This is a genomic window from Sphingopyxis sp. Soil_C_28 (assembly GCF_057657055.1).
The window spans coordinates 808,654-833,266 of the sequence record NZ_JBDGJE010000002.1 but is presented as its reverse complement, the minus strand read 5'-3'; the positions used below and the strand labels follow the sequence as shown (position 1 = coordinate 833,266).

General features: G+C 64.2%; 23 protein-coding genes. 7 read left to right on the top strand and 16 right to left on the bottom strand.

Annotated features, from left to right (window positions below; all coding sequences use genetic code 11):
* Positions 1-29: 29 nt before the first annotated feature.
* Genes AC3A43_RS12230 through radA form a run of 4 tightly spaced genes read right to left on the bottom strand, consistent with a single transcriptional unit; the run spans position 30 to position 4,264 of the window.
* Entirely contained in the window at positions 30-1,928 is a 1,899-nt protein-coding gene (locus AC3A43_RS12230) for a cation:proton antiporter domain-containing protein (RefSeq protein WP_487792806.1), read from the bottom strand.
* On the bottom strand, positions 1,925-2,353 hold the full coding sequence (locus AC3A43_RS12225; RefSeq protein ID WP_487792805.1) for an iron-sulfur cluster assembly scaffold protein: 429 nt from the start codon (positions 2,351-2,353) through the stop codon (positions 1,925-1,927). The genes AC3A43_RS12230 and AC3A43_RS12225 overlap by 4 nt, the downstream gene beginning before the upstream one ends.
* Positions 2,350-2,892, bottom strand: a complete 543-nt coding sequence (locus AC3A43_RS12220) for a CvpA family protein (RefSeq protein ID WP_487792804.1) — start codon at positions 2,890-2,892, stop codon at positions 2,350-2,352. The genes AC3A43_RS12225 and AC3A43_RS12220 overlap by 4 nt, the downstream gene beginning before the upstream one ends.
* Before the next feature lie 10 nt (positions 2,893-2,902).
* Complete coding sequence (gene radA, locus AC3A43_RS12215) at positions 2,903-4,264, bottom strand: DNA repair protein RadA (RefSeq protein ID WP_487792803.1); 1,362 nt, start codon at positions 4,262-4,264, stop codon at positions 2,903-2,905.
* 233 nt (positions 4,265-4,497) lie between these two features.
* Here radA and fsa point away from each other — a divergent pair, with 233 nt between their 5' ends.
* The 3 genes from fsa to AC3A43_RS12200 all read left to right on the top strand — a co-directional run bounded on the left by fsa (position 4,498) and on the right by AC3A43_RS12200 (position 7,643).
* Positions 4,498-5,148 (top strand): fructose-6-phosphate aldolase, encoded by a 651-nt coding sequence (gene fsa, locus AC3A43_RS12210; RefSeq protein WP_248457362.1) that lies wholly within the window; start codon positions 4,498-4,500, stop codon positions 5,146-5,148.
* 196 nt (positions 5,149-5,344) lie between these two features.
* On the top strand, positions 5,345-6,139 hold the full coding sequence (locus AC3A43_RS12205; RefSeq protein ID WP_487792802.1) for a crotonase/enoyl-CoA hydratase family protein: 795 nt from the start codon (positions 5,345-5,347) through the stop codon (positions 6,137-6,139).
* Between the two features lies 1 nt (position 6,140).
* Complete coding sequence (locus AC3A43_RS12200) at positions 6,141-7,643, top strand: acetyl-CoA acetyltransferase (protein ID WP_487792801.1); 1,503 nt, start codon at positions 6,141-6,143, stop codon at positions 7,641-7,643.
* A 29-nt stretch (positions 7,644-7,672) separates the two neighbouring features.
* On the opposite strand, the gene amaB is transcribed toward AC3A43_RS12200, so the two are convergent.
* Positions 7,673-9,172 (bottom strand): L-piperidine-6-carboxylate dehydrogenase, encoded by a 1,500-nt coding sequence (amaB, locus tag AC3A43_RS12195; protein ID WP_487792800.1) that lies wholly within the window; start codon positions 9,170-9,172, stop codon positions 7,673-7,675.
* Between the two features lie 106 nt (positions 9,173-9,278).
* Here amaB and acs point away from each other — a divergent pair, with 106 nt between their 5' ends.
* Entirely contained in the window at positions 9,279-11,249 is a 1,971-nt protein-coding gene (gene acs, locus AC3A43_RS12190) for an acetate--CoA ligase (protein ID WP_487793046.1), read from the top strand.
* Positions 11,250-11,452: 203 nt separating this feature from the next.
* Here the strand turns inward: acs and AC3A43_RS12185 are convergent, their stop codons facing one another.
* From AC3A43_RS12185 to AC3A43_RS12145, 9 genes are all read right to left on the bottom strand, one after another.
* On the bottom strand, positions 11,453-12,640 hold the full coding sequence (locus AC3A43_RS12185; protein ID WP_487792799.1) for a serine hydrolase domain-containing protein: 1,188 nt from the start codon (positions 12,638-12,640) through the stop codon (positions 11,453-11,455).
* 43 nt (positions 12,641-12,683) lie between these two features.
* Entirely contained in the window at positions 12,684-13,415 is a 732-nt protein-coding gene (locus tag AC3A43_RS12180; protein ID WP_487792798.1) for a proteasome-type protease, read from the bottom strand.
* 46 nt (positions 13,416-13,461) lie between these two features.
* Positions 13,462-14,265: a transglutaminase family protein gene (locus AC3A43_RS12175; RefSeq protein ID WP_487792797.1), complete on the bottom strand. Its 804-nt coding sequence runs from the start codon at positions 14,263-14,265 to the stop codon at positions 13,462-13,464.
* Between the two features lies 1 nt (position 14,266).
* Positions 14,267-15,208 carry an alpha-E domain-containing protein gene (locus AC3A43_RS12170; RefSeq protein WP_487792796.1) on the bottom strand — a complete coding sequence of 314 codons (942 nt, stop codon included), beginning with the start codon at positions 15,206-15,208 and terminating at the stop codon, positions 14,267-14,269.
* Entirely contained in the window at positions 15,208-16,605 is a 1,398-nt protein-coding gene (locus AC3A43_RS12165) for a circularly permuted type 2 ATP-grasp protein (RefSeq protein ID WP_487792795.1), read from the bottom strand. Before AC3A43_RS12165 ends, AC3A43_RS12170 begins: the two co-directional genes overlap by 1 nt.
* Positions 16,606-16,851: 246 nt before the next feature.
* The gene (secA, locus tag AC3A43_RS12160; protein WP_487792794.1) at positions 16,852-19,587 is read right to left on the bottom strand and encodes a preprotein translocase subunit SecA; all 2,736 of its coding nucleotides are present in this window, start codon (positions 19,585-19,587) and stop codon (positions 16,852-16,854) included.
* A 109-nt stretch (positions 19,588-19,696) separates the two neighbouring features.
* Complete coding sequence (locus AC3A43_RS12155) at positions 19,697-19,942, bottom strand: hypothetical protein (protein WP_487792793.1); 246 nt, start codon at positions 19,940-19,942, stop codon at positions 19,697-19,699.
* Positions 19,943-20,073: 131 nt separating this feature from the next.
* Positions 20,074-20,706, bottom strand: a complete 633-nt coding sequence (locus AC3A43_RS12150) for an energy transducer TonB (protein WP_487792792.1) — start codon at positions 20,704-20,706, stop codon at positions 20,074-20,076.
* 5 nt (positions 20,707-20,711) lie between these two features.
* Positions 20,712-21,227: a hypothetical protein gene (locus AC3A43_RS12145; RefSeq protein ID WP_487792791.1), complete on the bottom strand. Its 516-nt coding sequence runs from the start codon at positions 21,225-21,227 to the stop codon at positions 20,712-20,714.
* Positions 21,228-21,337: 110 nt separating this feature from the next.
* On the opposite strand from AC3A43_RS12145, the gene AC3A43_RS12140 reads away from it, so the two are divergent.
* Positions 21,338-22,141: an SDR family oxidoreductase gene (locus AC3A43_RS12140; protein ID WP_487792790.1), complete on the top strand. Its 804-nt coding sequence runs from the start codon at positions 21,338-21,340 to the stop codon at positions 22,139-22,141.
* 170 nt (positions 22,142-22,311) lie between these two features.
* Here AC3A43_RS12140 and AC3A43_RS12135 read toward each other — a convergent pair whose 3' ends face one another.
* Together AC3A43_RS12135 and AC3A43_RS12130 are read right to left on the bottom strand one after the other, a co-directional pair.
* A complete protein-coding gene (locus tag AC3A43_RS12135) occupies positions 22,312-23,022 on the bottom strand; it encodes a head GIN domain-containing protein (RefSeq protein WP_487792789.1) in 711 nt (236 codons plus the stop codon).
* Between the two features lie 43 nt (positions 23,023-23,065).
* Positions 23,066-23,836: a head GIN domain-containing protein gene (locus tag AC3A43_RS12130; RefSeq protein ID WP_487792788.1), complete on the bottom strand. Its 771-nt coding sequence runs from the start codon at positions 23,834-23,836 to the stop codon at positions 23,066-23,068.
* Positions 23,837-23,960: 124 nt separating this feature from the next.
* Here AC3A43_RS12130 and AC3A43_RS12125 point away from each other — a divergent pair, with 124 nt between their 5' ends.
* Positions 23,961-24,437: a GreA/GreB family elongation factor gene (locus AC3A43_RS12125; RefSeq protein ID WP_487792787.1), complete on the top strand. Its 477-nt coding sequence runs from the start codon at positions 23,961-23,963 to the stop codon at positions 24,435-24,437.
* Positions 24,434-24,613, top strand: coding sequence for a hypothetical protein (locus AC3A43_RS12120; RefSeq protein ID WP_056368868.1), 180 nt, complete (start codon positions 24,434-24,436; stop codon positions 24,611-24,613). Before AC3A43_RS12125 ends, AC3A43_RS12120 begins: the two co-directional genes overlap by 4 nt.

Genomic DNA, 24,613 nt, shown 5'->3' with positions numbered 1-24,613 from the left:
CGCGCGTCTTTGGAGCGGCGGCAGGGTAGCTAGCTTTCGCCCGTCAGGCCCATTGCTTCATTTTCTTCGCGGGCAGCTTTTGCCGCGAGCCGCTTGCGACGGAATGTCTCGAGCACGCTGTCGGCCTCGCGCCCGCCGCCCGGCTTGAACCGATGGTCCATGCCCGCCGAAATATCGCCTTCGTCGATCTGTGCCTGCAGCCGCGTCTCGTCGAGATGGCGGAGCGCCGCCTCGACATCGTCCATCTCGCGCGGATCGACTTCCAGGTGGCGAAGCGCGCTTAACCCCATCGCAATCGAACTTTCGAACACTTCGCGGACGACCCCGTCGATCCCCGCCCCTTCGACCGCCAGCAATTGCCGCCGGTCGAACACGCGCATCAAGATCTTCGCGTGCGGAAAGGCATCGACGATCGGCTTCATCGCCGCGGCATCGACCGACGCATCATCCATGCAAAAGATGATCAGCCGCGCCTCTTCGGCCCCCGCGCGGCGCAGCAGGTCGATGCGAAGCCCGTCGCCGAAATAGACTTTGGTGTCGAAGCGGCTCGACAGCTCGATCTGGCTCGGCTTCTTGTCGATCAGCGTCACCGAGCATGCGACGCCGTGCAGCATCTGCGACACGATCTGGCCGAACCGTCCATAGCCGACGATGATCGCCGACCCGCGCGGCGCGCCCTCGGGATCGTCCATGTCAAACGGCTCGGCGGCGGGTGAAAATTCGAGGTTGCGCGCGAACAGCATCAGGAACGGCGTCGTCACCATCGACAACGTGACCACCGCGCTGAACAGGCTCGCCGCCTCGGGCTGGATCAGCAGCGCATCGGCGGCCTGCGCAAACAGCAAGAAGCCGAATTCGCCGCCCTGGCTGAGCAGCAGCCCGAGCCCGAGCGCGACTGGCCACGGTTTCCCGAACAGCTTCACGATCAGCGTCAGGACGACGACCTTCACGGCGACCAGCCCGAGCGCGAGGCCGAGCACCATCAGCGGACGTTCCAGAACCGCGCCGACATCAAGCACCATGCCGACAGCGAGGAAGAAGAGGCCCAGCAGGACGAGGCGAAACGGCTCGACGTCCGATTCGATCTCGTGCCGATAAGGCGAATCGGCGAGCATGACGCCCGCGATAAAGGCGCCCAGCGCGGTCGACAGATGCAGGCTGTGCATCAGCGCGGCGCTCGCCAGGATGGTGAGCAGGCCGACGACGACGAACAATTCGCGCTCGCCGTAACGGCCGATGATCCGGAGCAACGGATTGACGACGAAGCGGCCCGCAAGAACCAGGACGATGATCGCCCACACCGTGAAGAACGCCATCTTCCACCCCGACGGCGCCGAAGGATCGGCTGGCGCGCGCGACAGCACCGCGATGATGGTGATCATCGGCACGATCGCCAGATCCTGAAACAGCAGGATCGAGAAGGCCTTCTCGCCAAAGGGCGAATTGATCCGCCCCGAGCTTTTGAGGCCGGGCAACACCTGCGCGGTCGACGACAGTGCCAGCGGCAAGCCGAGTGCCAGCGAAGCCGCGGGGCTGAACCCCAGAGTCAAATGGATGAGCCCCGTTAGCACCAGCCCGGTGATCACGACCTGCGCCATGCCGAGCCCGAAAATCGCGCGGCGCATCTGCCACAGCCGGTTCGGCGAGAGTTCAAGTCCGACGAGGAAAAGCAGGAAAGCGATGCCAAGCTCGGCAAAGGCAAGCTTCGATTCGCCGCCCCCGACAAGCGCTAGGCCGTGCGGCCCGACAACCGCGCCCGCGATCAGGTAACCGAGCACGGCGCCGAGGCCGAGGCGGCGGAAAATCAGCACGAACAAGGTCGCGACCCCCAGCAGGATCGCGCCCTCGACCAGCGCGGTATCGGTTGCGGTTTCGGCTACCTTTTCAGCCGCTTCCGAAGCCGCCGCGGTGAGCGTGAGCAGGGTCATGCGGCCGCGGCCCGCTCCTCGAGCGCCGCAATCGCGGCGTCGAAGGGCAGCAGGATCGCGCCGTGTCTCGCGGGATAATCACGCGCCGGCGCAAGCAGGTCAAAGCCCGGCCAGTCGGGCTGGCCGCCCGTGCCCCCGAACCAGCCCGCGATCGCGGCGCGCGCATCGCGCAGATCGGCAAGGCTGCGTCCCCGCGCATGGCGCGCCAGCAGCGCCGCCGACGCCTGCCCCAGCGCGCACGCCTCGACATGCATGCCGACATGGGTGACACGGCCGGCGTCATCGGTGTCGAGGTCGAGGATGATGGCACTGCCGCACAGCGGTGCGCGCTTGCTCACCCGGAAACGCGCATCGGGATTTGGCAGATGTTCGGCGGTCGCGACCGCCAGCGCCAGAATATCGCGATTATAGAGCGGCGCACTCATGGCTTGTCTTTGCCGGCTTCAGCTTCGGCCTCGCGCGCTTCGGCGCGGCGATCGGCGATCACCTTGCTCATCGCGGTGCTGGTGGCGTTCAGCGCCGGATAGGTGCGGCTGTCGGTTATCCACGCCGGACGCTGCGCATTGCCATAGCCGATGTCGTAAAGCAGCGAGACGAGCATGAAACCGATCGAGGCGATCAGCAGGCCTTTGACGGCGCCGAACCCAGCGCCCAGCCCACGGTCGAAACCGCCGACCAGCGATGCGCGGCTGCGCTGTCCCATGGCGCGCGATCCCCATTTGGCAAATGCGAACACGCCGCCGAAGAGCAGGACGAAAGCGAGCGCCGCAGCGCCGCCTTCGGTCCCGACCCAGCCCGCGAGCAGGTCGGTCACCAGCGGGTGAAAAAACCGCACCGCCGCAATCGCCAGGACCCAGGCGAGCAGCGTCGTCAGTTCCTGCACGAGGCCGCGCGAAAAACCGAGTACCGCGCCGCCGCCAACCAGCACCAGCACGACGATATCCAGAGCCGTCAAACTTCCCATTTTGCGGTCGCTAGTCGCGACCGAGCATCAGGTCAACGAGTTCGCCGAGGCGTTCGAAACCGGTGACCGAGATCCCGCCGACCGCTTTCATGCCCTTCGGCCCCCAACCGCGCGAGAAACCAAGCTTCGCCGCCTCACGCAGCCGCAGCCCATCGTGCGAAACCTGCCGCACTTCGCCCGACAGCGACAATTCCCCGAACACGATGGCGTCGGCGGGCACCGGACGTTCGCTGAACGCCGATATCAGCGCCGCCGCGACCGCCAGATCGGCGGCGGGATCGGTCAACCGGTAACCGCCCGCGATGTTGAGATAGACCTCAGCGGCGCCCATTTGCAGCCCGCAGCGCGCTTCGAGGACGGCGAGCACCATCGCGAGCCGCCCGCTGTCCCAGCCAACCACCGCTCTCCGGGGAGTCGCGCCGCTCGCCAGCCGCACGGTCAGCGCCTGCACCTCGACCAGCACCGGCCGTGTGCCTTCCAGCGCCGGAAACACCACCGAACCCGGCACGTCGCGGCTGCGATCGGTCAGGAACAGGCTCGACGGGTTCGAAACCTCGCCCAGCCCTTCTTCGCCCATCGCGAAGACGCCGATTTCGTCGGTGCCGCCAAAGCGGTTCTTCACCGCGCGCAGGATACGATATTGATGGCTGCGCTCGCCCTCGAACGCCAGCACGGTGTCGACCATATGTTCGAGCACGCGCGGTCCCGCGATCGTCCCGTCTTTGGTGACATGACCGACGAGCACGATCGCGGCGTCGCTATCCTTGGCATAGCGGATCAGCTCCTGCGCACTCGCGCGGACCTGGCTCACTGTCCCCGGCGCACTGTCGATCAGGTCGCTGTGCATCGTCTGGATCGAATCGATCACGACGAAATCGGCGGTCTGCCGGTCGAGCGTCGCAAGGATATCGCGCACCGACGTCGCGCTCGCCAGCGCGACCGGCGCGTTGCCGAGCCCCAGCCGCTGCGCGCGCAGCCGCACCTGCGCCGCCGCTTCCTCGCCGCTGATATAAACGACCGACTTGCCCGCCTGCGCTAGCCGCCCTGCCGCCTGCAGCAAAAGCGTCGACTTGCCGATCCCCGGATCGCCGCCGATCAGCGTCGCCGACCCGGCAACGAACCCGCCACCCAGCGCGCGGTCGAACTCCGCAATTCCGCACAGCATCCGCTCAGGCATCTTGCTCTCGGCATCGAGCGATTCGAGTGCGATCGTGCGCCCGCCCTTGCTCAGGTCGTGCTTTGCCGAAAAGACCGTTTCGCCAGCCTCCTCGACCAGCGTGTTCCACTCGCCGCAATCGGCGCACTGCCCCTGCCAGCGATAGGTGGCGGAACCGCAATTCTGGCAGACATATTGACGTTTCGCTTTGGCCATAGCTCGCGCTTAATAGGAACAAAGAAAGAACTCCAGTGCTTTCCTTGTTCGTCATGCCGAACTCGATCCGACGTTCATCACCGCCCGGTCGTCATGGACCCCGGATCAAGTCGAACGAGCCACGAGTCTCGTTCGAGGGTGACGAAAGACGGTGAGGACGGTTCAGTTTTCTCCGCCGTTGCTCTAGGGCGATGGCCAACCCGAATCACCTTCCCACAGGAAAGCCCCGCGCCATGAAATTCTTCGCCGACACCGCCGAAATCGCCGACATCCAGGAACTCGCCGCGACCGGCCTGCTCGACGGGGTCACCACCAACCCGTCGCTGATCGCCAAGTCGGGCCGCGATTTCAAGGAAGTGACGAAGGAAATCTGCGCGTTGACCACCGGCCCCGTATCGGCCGAAGTCGTCGCGCTCGACCATGCGACGATGATGAAAGAGGCCGAGATCCTCCGCAAGATCGCGCCGAATGTCTGCATCAAGGTGCCGCTGACGATTGACGGGCTCAAGACCTGCAAGGCGCTGACCAGCGACGGCACCATGGTCAATGTCACGCTCTGCTTCTCGGCAGCGCAGGCGCTGCTCGCGGCGAAGGCCGGCGCGACCTTCGTCTCGCCCTTCGTCGGCCGTCACGACGACAATGGCTTCGACGGGATGCAGCTGATCTCCGATATCCGTCTGATCTACGACAATTACGGCTATGAAACCGAAATTCTCGTCGCGAGTGTGCGCCACGGCATCCATGTGCTCGAGGCCGCCAAGATCGGCGCCGACGTGATGACCGCACCACCGTCGGTGATCAAGGGGCTGTTCAAGCATATCCTGACCGAAAAGGGCATCGAAGGCTTCCTCGCCGACTGGGCAAAGACCGGCCAGTCGATCTGATAAAACTTCCTCCCTGTGGCACAGCCATGGGGAGGTGGCAGCGCGCAGCGCTGACGGAGGGGCCAAGGCGCGAACGTCCCCGCCCCTCCGCCATCCTGCGGACGGTCCCCCTCCCCATCGCCGCGCGACAGGGAGGATTACAGTTGACGTAAACGTCAACCAACCGCGATACTCCCGCCAAAGGGAGAGATTCGCGATGACCGACACCACCATCCTCACCGAACGCCGCGGCCATATATTGATCGTCACGATCAACCGGCCCGAGGCGCGCAATGCGGTCAATGCCGCGGTCCACATCGGCATCGGCATCGCGCTCGAAGAAGCCGAAGCAGACCCTGAAATCCGCGTCGTCTTGATCACCGGCGCGGGTGACAAAAGCTTCTGTGCGGGCGCAGATCTCGTCGCGCTCTCTCGCGGCGAAAGCCTCTATCCCGACGATCCGGCGCAGCAGGCGTGGGGTTTTGCCGGCATGGTGTCGCACCCGATCTCGAAGCCGATCATCGCTGCGGTCAACGGCTTCGCTTTTGGCGGCGGCTGCGAGATCGCGCTGATGAGCGACATCATCATCGCCGCCGACCATGCGCAATTCGGGCTGCCCGAGGTCAAGGTCGGACTGTTCGCCGCGGCGGGCGGCGCGTTCCGCCTCGCCCAGCAACTGCCGCGCAAGCTCGCGATGGAATATATGCTGACCGGCGACCCGATCCCCGCGGCGCGCGCCGCCGAGTTCGGGCTCGTCAACCATGTCGTCCCGCTCGCCGACCTGCTGCCCACCGCGATCGCACTCGCCGAAAAGATCGCCGCCAACGCGCCGCTGTCGGTGCAGGCGTCGAAACGCGTCGCGCTTGGCATCGACGACGGCCGCATCGCCGCCGACGCGCCCTATTGGGAGCATAACACCCGTGAGCGCGGCGTATTGATGCGCAGCGAAGACGCCCGCGAAGGCCCGCTCGCCTTCGCACAGAAGCGCAAGCCCGAGTGGAAAGCCCGCTGACATGACGATGACCGACCCTGAGCGTATTCCCGTCATCATCGGCGTCGGCCAGATTAACGACAGGCCAGAAGACCCCGATCAGGGACTGGATTCGCTCGGGCTGATGGTCGCGGCGTTGAAGGTCGCAGCAGAAGATGCGGGCGTATCGCTGGCTGAAATCGACAGCCTCGCGATCGTCGACCAGATCAGCTTCCACAGCCTCGGCAAGCTGTGCGATCCGCTCGCCGCCGCGATCGGCGCCACCCCCGCGATCAACTATCAATCGGCGGCCCCCCATGGTGACACCCCGGTGCGCCTGCTCAACGAGGCCGCGAACCGCATAGGCGCGGGCGAGGTCAAACTCGCCGCGATCGTCGGCGCCGAGGCGCTGCGCACCGCCGCCGGCCGTGCCGCCAAAGCCGCGAGCGGTGAGGACAAAAGCTATAACGCGATCCGCAAGGTCGCGACGCGGCGCGAGCCGAACTATGCGCAAGCCCACGGCCTCGCCGCGCCGGTCGACGTCTATCCGCTTTACGAGAATGCAACGCGCGCCGCGTGGAACCAGAGCCTTAAAGAAGCGCAATTCGAAAGCGCCGAAATCTGGTCGCGCTTTTCCGAAGTCGCTGCCGCGAACGACGGCGCGTGGATCCGCAAGCCCGCCTCGCCCGAGGACATCCTCAGGGTCGACGAGCGCAACCGGCCGATCGCCTTCCCCTATTCGAAGCTGATGGTCGCCAATTCGTCGGTCAATCAGGGGGCGGGCTTTATCGTCGCCAGCCTCGCCGAAGCGCGCCGCCGCGGGATCGCCGAAGACCGGCTGATCTACGTGGGCATGGGCGCCGCGGCGAAGGAGCCCGCCAGCATACTCCACCGCGACCGTTACGACGGCAGCGTCAGCATGGAGACGTCGATCGCGCGCACGCTCGAACTCAATGATATGGCCGCCGGCGATTTGGATTTCGTCGAACTCTACAGCTGCTTTCCCTGTGTGCCCAAAATGGCGCGGCGTATCCTCGGCTGGCCGTGGGATCGCCCCGCGACGGTGTTCGGCGGCCTCACCTTTGGCGGCGGCCCGATCGCCAATTATATGAGCCATGCCATCGTCTCGATGGTCGACAAACTGCGCGGCGAAGGCCGTTATGGTTTCCTGTTCGCCAACGGCGGCTTCGCGACCGACAATCATTGCATCATATTGGGAAGCCAGCCGATCGCGGCGGCAAGTTTCCCGCAGGATTTCGACTATCAGGCCGAAGCCGAGGCGAAGCGCGGCCCGGTGCCCGGCCTGGTCGAGGATTATGCGGGTCCGGCGACGATCGAAAGCTATACGATATTCTACGGACGCGACGGCGCGCCGAAGGCCGGCGTTGTCGTGGCGCGCACGCCCGCGGGGGATCGTACGCTGGCACATGTCGATGTCGGCGATGCCGCGATGCTGGCGTTTCTGACCGACGGCACGACGGAACCTGTCGGAACGGGAGGACAGATCGTCGCGCTCGAAGACGGCTTCGGCTGGCGCGCAGCCTGATCTCCCCTCCCGCAAACGAGGGGAACAGGTCAAATGTCGAACGAAACCCCCTGCGCCAGCGGCAGCGCGTCCGAGTAATTCAGCGTGTTCGTCGCGCGCCGCATATAAGCCTTCCAGCTGTCTGACCCCGACTCGCGTCCGCCCCCCGTTTCCTTCTCGCCGCCGAACGCGCCGCCGATCTCGGCGCCCGAGGTGCCGAGATTGACGTTGGCGATCCCGCAGTCGCTCGCGACCAGAAACCGTTCGGCTTCGCGCATGTCGGTGGTGAAGATCGCCGACGACAGGCCGGCGGCGACGTCATTGTGCAGGCCGATCGCCGCATCGAGGTCGTAGTAGCGCATGACGTACAGGATCGGCGCAAAGGTTTCTTCGAGCACCAGGCCAATCTGCCCCGGCATTTCGACCAGCGCGGGCTTCACATAAAAGCTGGCCCCCGCACCGACCCGCTCGCCGCCATGAACGACGCCGCCCGCACCCTTGGCGGCGATCAACGCCGCTTGCATCGCCTCATAGGCCGCACGGTCGATCAGCGGTCCGACGAGCACCTCGCCGTCCAGCGGGTTGCCGATCGCAACGCTCGCATAGGCCGCCTTCAGCTTGGCGACGAAGCCATCGTAAATGCTGTCGTGCACGAACAATCGCCGCGTCGTGGTGCACCGCTGCCCCGCGGTCCCCATCGCCCCGAACGCCACCCCGCGCAGCGCAAGCTCCAGATCGGCCGAGGGCCCGACGATCGCGCCATTGTTGCCGCCAAGCTCGAGGATCGCGCGCGCAAAACGCTGCGCCAACCGCGGCGCCACCGCGCGTCCCATCCTTGTCGACCCGGTCGCCGACACCAGCGCGACGCGCCTGTCGTCGACCAGTGCCTCGCCGACTTCGCGCCCGCCGATCAGCAATTGCGACAGCCCTTCGGGCGCATCGCCGAACCGCGCCACCGCCCGTGTGAAAATCGCCTGGACGCCCAGCGCCGTCAGCGGCGTCTTTTCGGAAGGCTTCCACATGACGCTGTTACCGCAAACGAGTGCCAGCGCCGCATTCCACGCCCACACCGCAACCGGGAAGTTGAACGCCGAAATGACCCCGACAGGTCCAAGCGGGTGCCAGACCTCCATCATTCGGTGCCCCGGCCGTTCGGTTGCGATGGTGAGGCCGTAAAGCTGGCGCGAAAGCCCGACCGCAAAGTCGCAGATGTCGATCATCTCCTGCACTTCACCCGCGCCCTCGGACGGGATTTTTCCGGCCTCGATCGTTACCAGCTTGGCCAGATCGTCCTTCGCCGCGCGCAATTCCTCGCCCCACAACCGCACCAGCTCGCCGCGCCGCGGCGCGGGTATCTGGCGCCAGGCGCGGAAAGCCGCACTCGCCCGATCGATCGTTTCGTCGATCGCCGCCGCGTCTGCGACCCGCACCATGCCCAGCTGCTCGCCGGTCAGCGGCGTTGCCGACGGCATCGACCCCTCGGTCCACAGCGCGCGGTCGACGCCCAGCCTGTCGAGAAGCGCGCCGGTCTCCTGGCCCAGTTGAACCATCGTCTGTCCCTTCATAAACGCCTTCGCGCCTTGCAACTTGTGGCTCGCGGGTTATCGCAGCGGGCGAACAATGCAAACCCGAATGGGAGAGTCGCCCGTGTCTGAACTGCAGCCATCCGAATTGCCGCCGTCCGAGCCCTTTGTTGCCGTTCCGGCCGATGCCGCGGCGAACACGCATTGCAGCGCCGCCGATTATGATCGGCTCTATGCGCAGAGCATCGCCGATCCCGACGCCTTCTGGGCAGAACAGGCGAAACGCATCGACTGGATCACCCCGCCGACAAAGATCGGCAACTGGTCCTATGATCCGGTCGAGATCAAATGGTATGAGGATGGCGTCCTCAACCTCTGCCACAACGCCGTCGACCGCCATGTCGCCGCGGGTCACGGCGACCGCACCGCGATCATCTTCGAACCCGACGCCCCCGACGGCGAAACGCGCACGATCAGCTACGCCGCGCTGCTCGCCGACGTCATCCGCTTCGCGAACACGCTGAAGAAAATGGGCGTCCAAAAGGGCGACCGCGTCACCATCTATATGCCGATGATCCCCGAAGGCGCGGTCGCGATGCTCGCCTGCGCGCGGATCGGCGCGGTCCACAGCGTCGTCTTCGGCGGCTTCTCGCCCGAGGCGATCCACGGCCGGATCGAGGATTGCGCGAGCGACTGGGTGATCTGCGCCGACGAAGGTCTGCGCGGCGGCAAGCATGTGCCGCTGAAAGCCAATGTCGACAAGGCACTCGAGCGTGTCGATGTGAAGGCGGTGCTCGTTATCGCGCACACCGGCGGCGATGTCGCGATGAAGGAAGGGCGCGACCATTGGTACGACGCGCTCTCGGCCGATGTCGGCAACACCTGCCCGTGCGAGCCGATGAATGCCGAAGACCCGCTGTTCATCCTCTACACCTCGGGCTCGACCGGCAAGCCCAAGGGTGTGCTCCACACCGTCGGCGGCTACAGCGTGTGGACAGCCAGCACCTTCTATTATGGCTTCGACTATCGCCCCGGCGAAATCTTCTGGTGCAGCGCCGACATCGGCTGGGTCACCGGCCACTCCTATGTCGTCTATGGCCCGCTCCAGAATGGCGCGACGACCTTAATGTTCGAGGGTGTGCCCAATTATCCTGATCACGACCGTTTCTGGCAGGTCGTCGACAAGCATCGCGTCAACATCCTCTATACCGCCCCGACCGCGATCCGCGCGCTGATGCGCGAGGGCGACGATTATGTGACGCGCCACGACCTCAGCTCGATCCGCCTGCTCGGCAGCGTCGGCGAGCCCATCAATCCCGAGGCGTGGCGCTGGTATCACCAGCTCGTCGGCAAGGGCCGCGTTCCGGTGATCGACACATGGTGGCAGACCGAAACCGGCGGGATCATGATCACCACCCTTCCCGGCGCGCATCCGATGCAGCCGGGCAGCGCAGGGCGCCCCTTCTTCGGCATCCGCCCTGAGCTCGTCGATGCCGAGGGCGCCGTGCTCGTCAATGAACAGACCGGTGGCGCGGCCGAAGGCAATCTGTGCATTACGCACAGCTGGCCGGGTCAGGCGCGGACCATCTACGGCGACCATGGCCGTTTTGCCGAGACCTATTTCTCGACCTACAAGGGCAAATATTTCACCGGCGACGGCTGCCGCCGCGATGCCGATGGCTATTGGCGGATCACCGGGCGCGTCGACGATGTCATCAACGTCTCAGGGCACCGCATGGGCACTGCCGAGGTCGAAAGCGCGCTCGTGCTGCACGATCTTGTCGCCGAGGCGGCGGTCGTCGGTTTCCCGCACGACATCAAGGGTCAGGGCATCTACGCCTATGTGACGCTCAATGCGGGGGTCGAGCCGACCGACGAGGTCGCCGCGGCGCTGAAACAGCAGGTGCGTACCGAGATCGGCCCGATCGCGACCCCCGACCATATCCACCTGACGCCGGGCCTGCCGAAGACCCGCTCGGGCAAGATCATGCGCCGCATCCTTCGCAAGATTGCGGAGAATGATTTCGGGTCGCTGGGCGATACGTCGACGCTTGCCGATCCGGGCCTGGTCGACGGATTGATCGAAGGGCGGAAGAACCGGTAACGCACCCCTTCCCCCTCGATGGGGGAAGGATACGCAGCCTTGCCACGAATGTGGCTAGGCGAAGTTGGATGGGGGTGAGGGTGCGTCCATGCACCGTCACTTCAGGACGACACCACACCCCTACCGCTGCAACTAGCCAGCAAGCTGGCAAGTTTCGCTGCCTCCCCCATCAAGGGGGAGGTGGTTGATGGCTCGATGGCATCCTATTCCGCCAGCGCCTCGCACAAGCGATCAGTCGCGAGCGCAATCCGCGATTCCGCCGTATCGCGATTGGCAGGACTGTTCTGAACCCCGCGGGTTTCGGTGTTAAACGCCAGCAGGCTCCCGACCCCTTGCCCGGGACAAAAGCTCAGATAAGCCCGAAAGCCGTTCTGGTCGCCATTGTGCCCGACGAACCGCACCGCGGCGCGGCGGTCAATGAAGAAGGACAGACCGCTCTCGGTCGTCTTCGACATCCGGCCCTGCGTGAAGTCCTCACCCGCCGAAATCTGCGGCACCCACATTTCCTCAAGTGACGACCGCTTCAGCACCAGGTCGAATTCGGGCTGGCGCGCCGGATCGCCAAGCAGGAACACCGCATATTTGGCCATATCGGGCATCGGGGCGTTGAGCCCGCCGTTCGATACCGTCACCCCGGTATCGACATCGAACGGCGCGGCGACCCGCCGGCCATCCTTGATGGTATAGCTGTGCGACCGGTGCGCCAGCAGATGCGGCGGTGTGCGGTCGAAATAGCTGGCGTGCATCGCCAGCGGCTTCAGGATATATTTGTCGACATAGACTTCATAATCTTCGCCCGACAGACGCTCGATGACCTGGCCCAGATAGACGATGCCGGGATTAGAATAGCCAAAGCGCGTGCCGGGTTTGAACTCGACCTGCGTATAAGGCAGCATCGCCGCGAGCTGCGGCCAACCCTTCGGCTCGAACGGCTGCCAGTCATGGTCGCGCCACGGCCACGTCCCGCTGCGAAATCCCGCGCTGTGGCTCATCAGCTGGCGCAGCGTGATCGCGCCCGTGTCGCCATAAGGGTTATGCACGGCCGCCAGTTCCGGAACATACCGGACGATCGGATCGTCGAGCGAAAGCAGACCGCGATCGCGCAATTGCATGATCGCGATCCCCGTCATCGTCTTGGTGATCGACGCCCAATGATAGATCGTCCGGGCATCGACCGGAACATGCGCATCGGCATCCTGCTCGCCCAGATGATCGGCGGCGACGGTCTGCCCATCACGCACCACATAAAAACTGCTGCCGACGATGCCCGACCGGCTCAATTCGGCCCGGTGCAGTTCGCGAAAATCGCGCAGCGCCGTATCGAAGCCCGACTCTTCCGCCGCGGCCGGGCTGGCCATCAAAAACAGTGCGACAGCAAACCAGCGCGACATGGCGACCCTTTCGCATACATTAGCGGGACCGCCCCGAGGACGATCAGAAATGAAAGTCGGGCAACTCGGCCAAGGCGATCCCCAGCGCTTCGGCCCAACCGTCGGCGACGCTCTCGAAATAGGGATCATTCCGCTCGAAACGCCGTTCACGCACCGTCGTATAATCGTCGCGCTCATGGATCTTGAGGTCGATCGGCAAGTCGACGCCGGCGTTCGCGCGGATCGTCGAATCGAACGAAACGCACAGCAGCTTCACCGCATCCTCGAACGACATCGCAGGATCGTACGAGCGCACGATGATCGGCCGGCCGTATTTGGTCTCGCCGATCTGGAAGAAAGGGTTGTCCTCGCCCGCCTCGATGAAATTGCCTTCGGGATAGATCAGGAACAGCCGCGGTTCAGCACCCTTGATCTGCCCGCCGATGATCAGCGAGGCGCGGAACAGCGACTCCGCCGCCGGCCCCTCGGGATTGTGGCGCATCACGATGTTGCGCAGCGTTTCGCCGACCAGCGTCGCAATCTGGAACATCGACGGCGCTTCGAGGATCGACGGGTGGCGGTCTTCGGGCGCCTTGGTGCGTTCGTCGAGCAGGCTGACGACCGCCTGCGTCGTTGCCAGATTGCCCGCCGACATCAAGGTGATCACGCGCTCGCCCGGCACGTGCCAGCTGCGCATTTTGCGGACCTGGGCGATGTCGTCGACACCCGCGTTGGTGCGGGTGTCCGACATGAACACCAGCCCTTTGTTCAAACGCATGCCTACGCAATAAGTCATCGAATCCCGTTTCCCCGCCCCGGAAAGTCCTGATCGTCCAGTCCGCTTATTGCTGGACCTGCAATTGAACAACCAGATTTTCCCGCGCTGCGCCATAGCGCATGCCGCGAACAGGGGCGGCATCGCGGTAATCGAGCCCCGTCGCGACGCGGATATAACGCTGGTCGGGCGAATGGCCGTTGCTGACGTCGAAGCCGATCCAGCCGATATGGTCGAAATGCGCCTCCGCCCACGCATGGGTCGCGTCCTGCTGCGTCCGGTCGTTCATCATCAGATAGCCCGAGACATAGCGCGCCGGGTGCCCGAGGTGGCGCATCGCGGCGATGAAGATATGGGCATGGTCCTGACACACCCCGCCCTCGCTGCCCAGCGCCTGTTCAGCCGTCGTTTCGGCATCGGTAAAGCCGATCCGGTACGCCAGCCGGTCGATGATCAGCGCCGACAAAGCATGCGCGCGCTCGATCTCGCTCGCATGGTCGCGGCCGAGCTGCGCGGTCAGCGCGCGCACCTGCCGCCCAACGCGCGTCAACGGCGTTGGGCGCAGGAAGGTCCACAGCGGCATCGCACCACGGTGCGGCCCGATCACGCCGTCCCAGGTTTCGAGTTCGATCGCGCCGTGGCAGCGGATGACGAGCTCGGTCGTCCCGCCATGCACCGCGATCAGATCGACGCCATTGCCGTGATGATCGGTGTAATGCAGTTGCTGCGCCCCGCCCTCGATGTCGATCGCCCAGTCGAGGATGCGCTGCTGCCCCGGCCGGTCCTTCGGCGTCAGTTTGAGCTGCTGCAGCGCATAGCTGACCGGCGCATCATATTGATAGCGGGTGGTGTGTTCGACGCGCAGTTTCATGTCATTCCACAAACCGGTAGTCGCGCTCGATCTGCCGCGCGAGCGCGGCGTTGGCGCGAAGGAAAGAGGTCACATATTGGTGCAGCCCGCCATCGAAGATCGACTGGATCGGCCCGGCGAGCTTTTCGTGAGCGAGGCTGTGCGCCAGCCGCCACGCCTCGGTCTCCTCGCCATAATGGCGTTGGAGCTGCGCCAGATTATCCTCCATCCGGTCGCCGCAAAAGGCGAGGCTGCGCGGCATCTGTTTATAGAGGATCAGGAATTCGGCGATCTTCAGCGCGCTGATCTCCGCCCCGTACAGCCAGCGATAGGCGCGGTGCGCAGATACTGATCGCAGGATCGTCTCCCACTGCACATTGTCGATCGTCGTGCCGATATGCGCGACCGACGGCAGCAGCAGATAATATTTGACGTCGAGGATGCGCGCGGTGTTGTCGGCGCGTTCCAGAAAGGTACCGAGCTGCACAAAATTATATCCGTCATTGCGCAGCATCGTGCCGTTTAGCGATCCCCGAACATAGGCACTTTGCTGGCGGATCGTCGCGAGCACGTCGGGCAGATCATCCTCGCGCACCGGCCGCTTGAGCAGCGCGACGAGCGTCATCCAGCTGGTGTTGACCGCCTCCCATGTCTCGCGGGTCAGCGCGGTGCGCGCGGTGCGCGCATTGTCGCGCGCCAGCTTGATAACCGAAAGGATGCTCGACGGGTTCGCCGAATCGCGGAGCAAAAAGTCGATCACGCGCGCCGAGCTATAATCGCCGTGCGCAGCCTTGAACGCCTGGTTGACCCCAGCGGTGACGAGCACCGATTTCCATTCGGCGGCCGCGGTGCTCGAGCGGGTCAGCGCGATGCGAAAGCCCGCGTCGATCAGTCGCGCATTATTCTCGCTCCGTTCAAGGTAGCGCGCCATCCAGAAGAGGCTGCCCGCGGTCTTGCCCAGCATCAGTCTTCCAATACCCAGGTGTCTTTGGTGCCGCCGCCCTGACTGCTGTTCACGACCAGCGACCCCTTGGTCATTGCAACGCGGGTCAGTCCCCCCGGGGTGATCGTGATCCCCTGCGGCGACATCAACACGAAGGGGCGGAGGTCGACATGACGCGGCGCCAGCCCTTTCTTCGTGAAGATCGGCACGGTCGACAGCGACAGCGTCGGCTGCGCGATATAATTGCCCGGGTTCGCTTCCAGCTTGGCGCCGAACGCCGCGAGTTCCTTCTTGCTCGCCGCGGGACCGACGAGCATCCCGTAACCGCCCGACCCATGGACTTCCTTGACCACCAGCTCGGGAAGCCGATCGAGCACCTCGCGCAGATGCTCGGGGTCCGAGCAGCGCCACGTCGGCACATTCGGCAGCAACGCCTTTTCGCCCGTATAAAATTCGATGATGTCGGGCATGTAGCTGTAGAGCGCCTTGTCGTCGGCGATGCCGGTGCCCGGCGCGTTGGCGATGGTGATGCCACCAGCGCGATAGACGTCCCAGATGCCCGGCACGCCCAGCATCGAATCGGGACGGAAGTTCAGCGGATCGAGGAAATCGTCGTCGACGCGGCGATAGATGACGTCGATCGCCTTATATCCCTGCGTCGTGCGCATCGCGACGCGCCCGTCGACTACGCGCAGGTCATGCCCCTCGACCAGCTCGGCGCCCATATGGTCGGCGAGGAAGCTGTGTTCGTAATAGGCGCTGTTGTGGATGCCCGGCGTCAGCACCGCGACGGTCGGCGTGCCGCCGCACGCGGGTGGCGCGCACGCCGCGAGCGATTTCAGCAGGTTGATCGGATAGTCGCTGACCTCGCGCACCGGCACTTTCGCGAACAGCTCGGGAAACATCTGGAGCATCGTCTCGCGGTTTTCGAGCATGTACGACACGCCCGACGGGGTGCGCGCATTATCCTCGAGCACATAAAATTCATTGGCCCCGGTGCGCACGATGTCGGTACCGCTGATGTGCGTATAGATGCCGCCGGGCGGATCGAGCCCCATCATCATCGGCAGAAAGGCGACGTTGCCCGCGATCAGCTCGGTCGGGACGCGCCCCGCGCGCAGGATCTCCTGCCGGTGATAGATATCGTAAAGGAAGGCGTTAAGCGCGCGCACGCGCTGTTCGATGCCGCGCGACAGGCGGCGCCATTCGCTGGCGGAGATGATACGCGGCACGACGTCGAACGGGATCAACCGCTCGTCGGCGTCGGCAGCGCCATAGACGTTGAAGGTGATCCCGGTGGTGCGGAACAGCGCTTCGGCTTGCTGCGCCTTGTGCTGGATGCGCGCTGCTTCCTCGGCCTCGAACCACCCGCAATAATCTTGATAGGGCGACCGGGTTTCGCCCTCATGGCTCGTCATTTCATCGAAAAAGGAAATGCGCCTACCCTTTCCACGCAACATGCCAACTTCTACCACGCGCCCGACGTATTCGGCCTGCGCGGCGCATCCTGTTCCAGCTGCTGCGTCACTTGCCGACTGCTTGGCCGTCAAGCTTATGCACGCGATGCTAATCGCGCCCGCGCGGCTTGGCAAGCGGGCTCGTGAAGCACGGTGTTACCGTAACATCAAGGACTTGCCGCGCGCCCGAAGGCGCGCGGCAGCGCGTCAGATCGCACCGTGGCAGTGCTTATACTTACGGCCCGACCCGCACGGGCACGGCGCATTGCGGCTGATGTCGAGCGCCGCATAGGGATTCTCGCCATCGGGCAGGTCGGGGCGCGGGATCTGCATAGGCGGCAGCGTATTGGCAATCACGCCCAGATCGCCGCCGTCGATGTCGGCGCTGTTGTCCTCGCCCGTGAACGGGTCGATGTGCGTCGTCAGGAAGTCGGGCAGATCGGGCAGCGGCATCGCTTCGGGCTCTTCGAAGCGCAGGTCGATGCGCGCGACGGTGCGCGTCACATCCTCGCGGATATTCGACAACATGCGCTCGAACAGGGCAAAGGCTTCCTGCTTATATTCGTTGATCGGCTGCTTTTGCGCATAGGCGCGCAGGAACACGACCTGGCGCAGCGCGTCGAGCGTAGCGAGATGCTCTTTCCAATGATGGTCGAGCGTCTGGAGCAGCACCGATTTCTCGATACCCTTCCACGTCTCCTCATCGACCAGTGCCGCCTTTTCGGCCGCGACCGCATCGGCCAGCGCCTGAATGCGCTCCTCGAACATTTCGGCGTCGACCGCATCCTCTTCCATCCATGCGTCGATCGGGGGCGACAGGTCGAGGATATTCTCCACCCGCTCCTTCATCTGCTCGATGTTCCACTGCTCGGGATAGCTTCCCGGCGGGCACGCGTCGGCGACGATCGCGTTCACCGTCTCGGCGCGCATCGCCAGCATCACCTCGTCGACGGTCTCGCTGTCGATGATCTCTCCGCGTTGTTCATAGATGACCTTGCGCTGGTCGTTCATGACGTTGTCATATTCGACGACCTGTTTGCGGATGTCGTAATTGCGCGCTTCGACCTTCTTCTGCGCGGTCTCGATCGCCTTCGACAGCCACTTCGACCCGATCGCCTCGCCATCCTCCAGATTCTTGTTCATCATCTTCGAAAACAGCGTGTCGGGACCAAAGATGCGCAGCAGGTCGTCGTCGAGACAGAGGTAGAATTTCGACAGACCCGGATCGCCCTGACGCCCCGAACGGCCGCGCAGCTGATTGTCGATGCGGCGGCTTTCGTGGCGTTCGGTCGCGAGCACGAACAGCCCGCCCGAAGCCAGCACCGCCTCGCGTTCGGCGGCGACTTCGGCGTGGATACGCGCGATGCCGGCCTCGCGCTCGGAGCCGTCGGGCAAATCCTTCAACTCGTCGTCGATGCGGAATTCTTCGTTTCCGCCCAGTTTGATGTCGGTGCCGCGGCCCGCCATGTTCGTCGCGATCGTGACCGCTCCGGTGCGACCCGCCTGCGCGACGATATGCGCCTCGCTTTCATGGAAACGCGCGTTCAAAACGCTGTGCGGGACGTTTTCCTTTTCGAGGAAGGACGACAGGAGTTCGGACTTTTCGATCGACACGGTGCCGACGAGCACCGGCTGGCCGCGCTCGTTCGCTTCGCGGATCGTCTTGGCGATCGCACCGAACTTGTCGGTGATATTCTTGTAGAATTCATCCTCGTCGTCCTGCCGCGCGATCGGGCGATTGGTCGGGATGTTGACGACATTCATCTTGTAGATGTCGAAAAATTCGGCCGCTTCGGTCGCCGCGGTGCCCGTCATCCCCGAAAGCTTGGGGTACATGCGGAAATAATTCTGGAAGGTGATCGACGCGAGGGTCTGGTTCTCGGGCTCGATCTGCACGCCTTCCTTGGCCTCGACCGCCTGATGCAGGCCATCGGACCAGCGGCGCCCGTCCATCATGCGGCCGGTGAATTCGTCGATGATCACGACCTTGCCGTCCTTGACGATATAGTCGGTATCGATGCGGAACATCACGATGGCCTTCAGCGCCTGATTGACGTGATGGACGACCTGCGTGTTCTCGATGTCGTAGAGATTGTTGCCCTGAAGCAGCCCGGCATCTTCGAGCAGCCGCTCGACATGCTCGGTACCGTCTTCGGTCAGGTTGATCGACTTCGACTTTTCGTCCTTCTCATAATCATCCTCGGTCAGTTTGTGGACGACCTCGTTGACGCGGATATAGAGTTCGGACTTGTCGTCGGTCGGCCCCGAAATGATCAGCGGGGTACGCGCTTCGTCGATCAGGATCGAATCGACCTCGTCGACAATGCCGAAATTGAAGGTGCGATGGACCATCTGCTGACGGTCGAACTTCATATTGTCGCGCAGATAGTCAAAGCCGAGCTCGTTGTTCGTCGCGTAAGTGATGTCGCTGTTATACGCATCGCGGCGCTGCATCTCGTTGAGGTTCGGGACGATGATCCCGGTGGTCAGTCCCAGAAAACCATAGACGGTGCCCATCCATTCGGCATCGCGGCGGGCGAGATAGTCGTTGACGGTAACGACGTGAACGCCCTTGCCCTCGAGCGCGTTGAGGTAACAGGGCAGCGTCGCCATCAGCGTCTTGCCCTCACCCGTCGCCATCTCTGCGATTTCGCCGCGATGAAGGACGACGCCGCCGACCATCTGCACGTCGAAATGGCGCATACCCAGTGTACGGACCGCCGCCTCGCGCACCGTTGCAAAGGCTTCCGGAAGAATGTCGTCGAGCGTTTCGCCTACGGTCAGGCGATCGCGGAATTTCTGCGTCTGCGCCTGCAATGCGGCGTCATCGAGCGCCTGCATCGCGGGTTCGAAGGTGTTGATCTTGTCGACGATCTTGCGGATCGAGGCGACATAACGGTCGTTGGACGAGCCGAACAGGCTCTTGGCAAGGCCAGCAAACATGGATTTTCCCTCGGGATTAGAATGAAATGGCGCCGCTCAGCGCGACGCGGATATATGAAAAAGGCCCCACGATGAGGCGGCGCCCTCGAAAAGGCGCGGGACGTTCACGCTATTCGAGCGCGCGATCGCTGCCGGTGAGCAGGCCGGGAAGATGCGGCGGGGCCGCCTTGCGCGGCTTGCCACCGCCGCTCGCAACGCGCCGCGTCGGCGCGGTGGCCGTCGGACGGCGTTCAACCTCGCTGGTCTCCGCCTTGCCCGCCGTTTCGGCGAACATGACCAGAGCCCCCATCGCCGCCGGTACGGCAGGCGCGGCAACGGCCCGGTCGGCGGTAGCCAGACCGGTCAGTAATGCCAAAAGGGTCAGCAATAGCCGCAAGAATCGCCCCTCATACCGTTCGGAGCCCAGATTATTGCGCCCCGTTCCCTGAACATAGGGTGAAAGCCGCGCGACGTCTAGGGTCTGCAACGTGAATTCAGGGAACCACCTTAGGACGCGATATCGTCTATGGCGACTTCGATATTGACGCGATAGCGCCGCGCCAGCGGCTGGCCTTCCTTGTCGCGCGCGGGCTGATATGGCGCCATTCGCTGGATTTCGCGGCAGGGATCGGTCGCCCCCGCGTCTCCGCCGGCAAGGTCCGCGAGGCCTTCGACACGCCCCTGGCACGCGATGACCGCGCCATGCGCATCGACGGTATATGCGACCGTCATCTGCCCCGGGCTGGAGAATGGGAGCGGACCGGGCGCCGCGTCGGGAATGCTCCAACGCACGCGGTTGCTATATGTGCCGCCGACCGGTTTGCCGGCAGCGTCCTTGCCCGGCTGGAAACGCGCGCGCAGCATCGCCAGGTCGCACGTCGTCGTATCGAGGTCGACATGGCCGCTACTCGAAACAATCTCGCATTTTTGCACCTGGCCGGTCGCGTCATAGGTCAGGCGAAAGCCCGTCGTCCCCTCGCGCCGTTCGCGCATCGCGCGCGCCGGATACTCGCCGCGCGTCACCCAGGTCGCGGGATTGGTCGCGGGCGCACCGGGCTGCTCAAGCCCGGCGCGCTCTGCTGGCGGGGCTACTTTTTCTGGCGCCGCAAGCGCCGCCATCACGATCGTCAGCAACATCATCGGCGCTATTCCACCCCCGGGTTCAGGCCCTTCACCTCCAAAAGAAAGCTCTTGGGCTTTTTAAACAATTTGCTCTCGCGGTCGACCTTCAGCCCGGAAATTTCAGCCAACTCCATCACGAAATGAACGCAGTTATATTTGTTCAAGCTGTAGCTCGGCTGCTTGCGGTCACGCCATTCGGCGACCTTTGCCATCAGCCGCGCATAGGTTGCATCGTCGATCGTCACGTCGAACTGGCGATCGCTCTTGGCGATATAGTCGGGTTTCGAGGTCTGCACCTCGCCCCTCACCGATCCGAACAGGATCGCCGGGCTCACCGACGTTGCGGTAAAGCCGTAATTGGCGTCGACCACCTCGCCCGTCGCGTCGATCTTGCCCTTCAGCACGACGAAGGCATGCGGAAAACGGTCGCCGAAATCATGGCTGTAAAAACTGACGACCACCTCGGCACGCGCCGGGGCGGTCAGTCCGGCGCACAGGAGCAGCAGGGACAGGAGGATCAATCGTACGCCGCGGGTCATCGCCGCTCTCTTAGCCAGCGGCACTTCGATTTGCCAAGCCGCGATTGCCGCTTGACGTGAACGTCAGCTTCGCATCATGTCCCGCTGACATGAATGTAAGGAGAGGCCCTATGGCACGGAAGGCGATTTTCATCACCGGCGGCGGATCGGGCATCGGCCGCGCCGTTGCGCGCCATTTCGCCGGGCAAGGCTGGTTCGTCGGCATCGCCGACGTCAACACTGCCGGGATCGATGAAACCGCCGCCTTGCTTCCGGCGGGTGCCTCGTCGCGCCACGTCATGGACGTACGCGACCGCGACCAGTGGAACGCCGCACTCGACGTCTTCGCTTCGCAAAGCGGCGGCCGTCTCGACGTATTGTTCAACAACGCCGGCATCGGCACCGGCGGCCAGTTCGCCGACACGCCGCCGGCCGAAGCCGACCGGCTGATCGCGATCAATTTCGGCGGCGTCGTCAACGGCATCTATGCCGCGCTGCCGCTCCTCCGCGCGACCCCGGGATCGACGATCCTCAACACCGGATCGGCATCGGGATTCTACGGCGTCGCCGGTCTCGCCATCTACTCGGCAACCAAATTCGCAGTCCGCGGCCTGACCGAGGCGCTCGAAATCGAATTCGCCAAGCATGGCATCAAGGTGCGTTCGCTGATGCCCGGCTTCATCGACACGCCCTTGCTCGACCAGGTCAGCGCCGACAGCAACGAACCCGCGCGCAATCGCCTGTCACAAAGCGGGTTCGAGATTGTCCCGGTCGAGCGCGTCGCCGAGGCGGCGTGGGCTGCGGTTCACGGCAGCGAGGTGCACACTACGGTCGGCAAGATGGCCAAGCGGCTGTCACGCCTCGCGCGCTGGTTCCCCGGACTGATCGTCCGCCAGTCGAAGAAGATCGACGCTCTGGGTAATGCGGGGCACTGAGCCCTTCGAAGCGCAGGGTCCAAGTCCGCTTTTGGAAGCGGACGTTGCATAACCAAATTTCGTCATCCCGGATTTGATTCGGGATCCACTGCGGCGCTGAAGTCATGGACCCCGGATCCGGTCCGGGGTGGCGATGATGGACAGGTCTGCTTCTGGTCGTTCTCTGTCGATTATTTTGCCGGCCCGCAGGTCACCGACCCGCTGCCGACATTGCGCACGGTACAAACCGGCTTGCCGAGCACCACGGTCTTGCCGATTCCGCGCGAAGTGATCGCGGCGCTTTTGACCGCGCGCAATATGTGATCGCCCGCGCCTTCGCTGTCGCTGATCAATTCGTCGACGGTCAACGCGCCGGCATCAACCATGCCCGCGCCCGACAAGGTCATCTGCGCGTTTTTCGCGGCGCCGGCGAGGGTCATGGTGCCGTTGCCGATCATCGCGACCTGCAACCGATCGGCGCTGATCTGTCCGACGGTCAGCCGTCCGGGTCCGCGAATGCCGACCATCGCGCGCTGTCCCTTCAATTTGTCGATCTGTAGCGACCCCGCGCCCGCAAGCGTCGCCGAGCGCAGGTTGGCGGCATAGACACGAACCGTCACCGGCCCGCGCGGCCCGCGGCGCTTTTCGTCGCCCGCGAACTGACGTTCGCTGATCACCAGCCTGCCGCTAGCCGCTTCGACGCTCAGGCGGTCGAGCGCATCCTGCGGCCCGGTGGCGACGGCGCTGACGGGTGCCCGCGTCACGACCTCGACCGTCACATCGGCGGTCACGTCAATCGCCTCGAAACTGGTCAGGCCATATCGCTTCTCCGCCCCTGATGCGGAACCGGCGGCAAGCAGGGCGGCGGCCGCGATCGCGGCGCATCTGTGGACAAGCGTCATGGTGCCGCCTTACCCGCTTCGGGCAGGCGGCACCAGCATGGCATCATTTGCAGGTCGCGGTGCCCGAACCCATCTGACGCGTCGAACAGGTCGCCCCGCCGCCCAGCGTTACATCGCCCGATCCAAGGATGCGGATGTCGGCCTTGCCGGTCGCCTGCGCGTCGATATTGCCCGACCCGGTCACCGACACCTCCAGCGTCGTCGCAACCAGCCCTTCGGCATCGATATCGCCCGAACCCGTGACGCTGAGCTCGCCCGACCCGATTGCGCCGCCGCGAATCTCGATATCGCCCGATCCCGACACGGTGACGTCGGCACGTTTTCCGGTCAGCTTGGCCACCTTCAGGTCGCCCGATCCGGTCACCACCGCCTCGACCGCGTCGCCATCGACATTGTCGGCGTCGATCGTTCCCGACCCGGTCAGGCGCACCTTGGCCAACCTCGGAAGGGTAATCGCGATATCGATATCATCATCGTCGTCGTTGCTCGAAAGGCTAAAACCCTCACGCTTGCGACCGATCGACAGGTCTGGTCCGTCGAGCTTGATCTCGAGCCGGTCAAGCGCCTCCTTGCGTCCGCGCGCGGTGATCGAGAAGGCGTCGCCCTGACGGATGGTGACATCATCGGGACCCGCGACCTCGACAGCGGTGAAGCCGGTAAGGTCATAGGATTGGGTCGTTATCGGACCAACATGAGCCGGCGCGCCGGTTTCGCTTTTGCCTTGCTTGTCGCCGCCTTTGTGATCGGCGCCGTTGCACGCCGTTACCGTCAGCCCCAAAGCCAGCGGCAAAACCGCCATCGTCCAGTTACGCATTGCAAATCTCCTCTGTATTGCTCGCATAACACACATTCGCCGGACCTGTCCAGAGCGCCTGCCATCTTGTCGCCACCTTCGGCGCGCAGGGGGCGGGTTTCCTCTTCAACCAGCGAGCCAGACCATGAGCGTAGCCTTTCGCCGCGAGAGCGACGACGAGCACAAGGAACCCGAGTTCGAGCTGCCCATCGCGGTCGGCCCGAATCTCGTGACCCCGCGCGGGTTGCGTCTGCTCGGCGAGGAGGTCGCGCGGCTCGAAGGCGAAATTGCAGCGGCCGCCGACGAAGACGCGCGCAAGAAATTGCAGCGCCGCCTGCGCTATTTCCATACACGCCAATCCACGGCGGACGTCCAGGCACCGCCCGCCGACGGCAGCGTCGGCCTTGGCAGCCGCGTGACCTATTGCCTGAACAAGGCCGAAAAGACGATCACCATCGTCGGCGGTGACGAGGCCGACCCGGCGCTTGGGTTGATCGCCTTTTCCGCTCCGCTCGCCCGCGCGCTGATGGGCGCCGAGGCGGGCGAGGGCGTCGAATATCAGGACCGCGAGGACGCGATTACTATCCTTGCCGTCGAGACCGACCCGGAGACGCAGGCATGAAAGACAAGTTCGAACGCCACAAACAGCCGTGGACACCCGCCGAAATCGACAAGCTCCACACGCTTGCCAAGAAAGGCATGCCGCTGAAGTCGATCGCCAAAGCGCTCACCCGTAGCGAGGAATCGGTGAAGGCCCGGGCCAAGGCCGACAGCCTTCCGATCGCAAAGCTGCACTGA

Coding starts and splice junctions, on each gene's coding strand:
- AC3A43_RS12230 (WP_487792806.1), bottom strand. CDS start 1,928: ATGACCCTGCTCACGCTCACCGCGGCGGCTTCGGAAGCGGCTGAAAAG.
- AC3A43_RS12225 (WP_487792805.1), bottom strand. CDS start 2,353: ATGAGTGCGCCGCTCTATAATCGCGATATTCTGGCGCTGGCGGTCGCG.
- AC3A43_RS12220 (WP_487792804.1), bottom strand. CDS start 2,892: ATGGGAAGTTTGACGGCTCTGGATATCGTCGTGCTGGTGCTGGTTGGC.
- radA (WP_487792803.1), bottom strand. CDS start 4,264: ATGGCCAAAGCGAAACGTCAATATGTCTGCCAGAATTGCGGTTCCGCC.
- fsa (WP_248457362.1), top strand. CDS start 4,498: ATGAAATTCTTCGCCGACACCGCCGAAATCGCCGACATCCAGGAACTC.
- AC3A43_RS12205 (WP_487792802.1), top strand. CDS start 5,345: ATGACCGACACCACCATCCTCACCGAACGCCGCGGCCATATATTGATC.
- AC3A43_RS12200 (WP_487792801.1), top strand. CDS start 6,141: ATGACGATGACCGACCCTGAGCGTATTCCCGTCATCATCGGCGTCGGC.
- amaB (WP_487792800.1), bottom strand. CDS start 9,172: ATGGTTCAACTGGGCCAGGAGACCGGCGCGCTTCTCGACAGGCTGGGC.
- AC3A43_RS12185 (WP_487792799.1), bottom strand. CDS start 12,640: ATGTCGCGCTGGTTTGCTGTCGCACTGTTTTTGATGGCCAGCCCGGCC.
- AC3A43_RS12180 (WP_487792798.1), bottom strand. CDS start 13,415: ATGACTTATTGCGTAGGCATGCGTTTGAACAAAGGGCTGGTGTTCATG.
- AC3A43_RS12175 (WP_487792797.1), bottom strand. CDS start 14,265: ATGAAACTGCGCGTCGAACACACCACCCGCTATCAATATGATGCGCCG.
- AC3A43_RS12170 (WP_487792796.1), bottom strand. CDS start 15,208: ATGCTGGGCAAGACCGCGGGCAGCCTCTTCTGGATGGCGCGCTACCTT.
- AC3A43_RS12165 (WP_487792795.1), bottom strand. CDS start 16,605: ATGACGAGCCATGAGGGCGAAACCCGGTCGCCCTATCAAGATTATTGC.
- secA (WP_487792794.1), bottom strand. CDS start 19,587: ATGTTTGCTGGCCTTGCCAAGAGCCTGTTCGGCTCGTCCAACGACCGT.
- AC3A43_RS12150 (WP_487792792.1), bottom strand. CDS start 20,706: ATGATGTTGCTGACGATCGTGATGGCGGCGCTTGCGGCGCCAGAAAAA.
- AC3A43_RS12145 (WP_487792791.1), bottom strand. CDS start 21,227: ATGACCCGCGGCGTACGATTGATCCTCCTGTCCCTGCTGCTCCTGTGC.
- AC3A43_RS12140 (WP_487792790.1), top strand. CDS start 21,338: ATGGCACGGAAGGCGATTTTCATCACCGGCGGCGGATCGGGCATCGGC.
- AC3A43_RS12135 (WP_487792789.1), bottom strand. CDS start 23,022: ATGACGCTTGTCCACAGATGCGCCGCGATCGCGGCCGCCGCCCTGCTT.
- AC3A43_RS12130 (WP_487792788.1), bottom strand. CDS start 23,836: ATGCGTAACTGGACGATGGCGGTTTTGCCGCTGGCTTTGGGGCTGACG.
- AC3A43_RS12125 (WP_487792787.1), top strand. CDS start 23,961: ATGAGCGTAGCCTTTCGCCGCGAGAGCGACGACGAGCACAAGGAACCC.
- AC3A43_RS12120 (WP_056368868.1), top strand. CDS start 24,434: ATGAAAGACAAGTTCGAACGCCACAAACAGCCGTGGACACCCGCCGAA.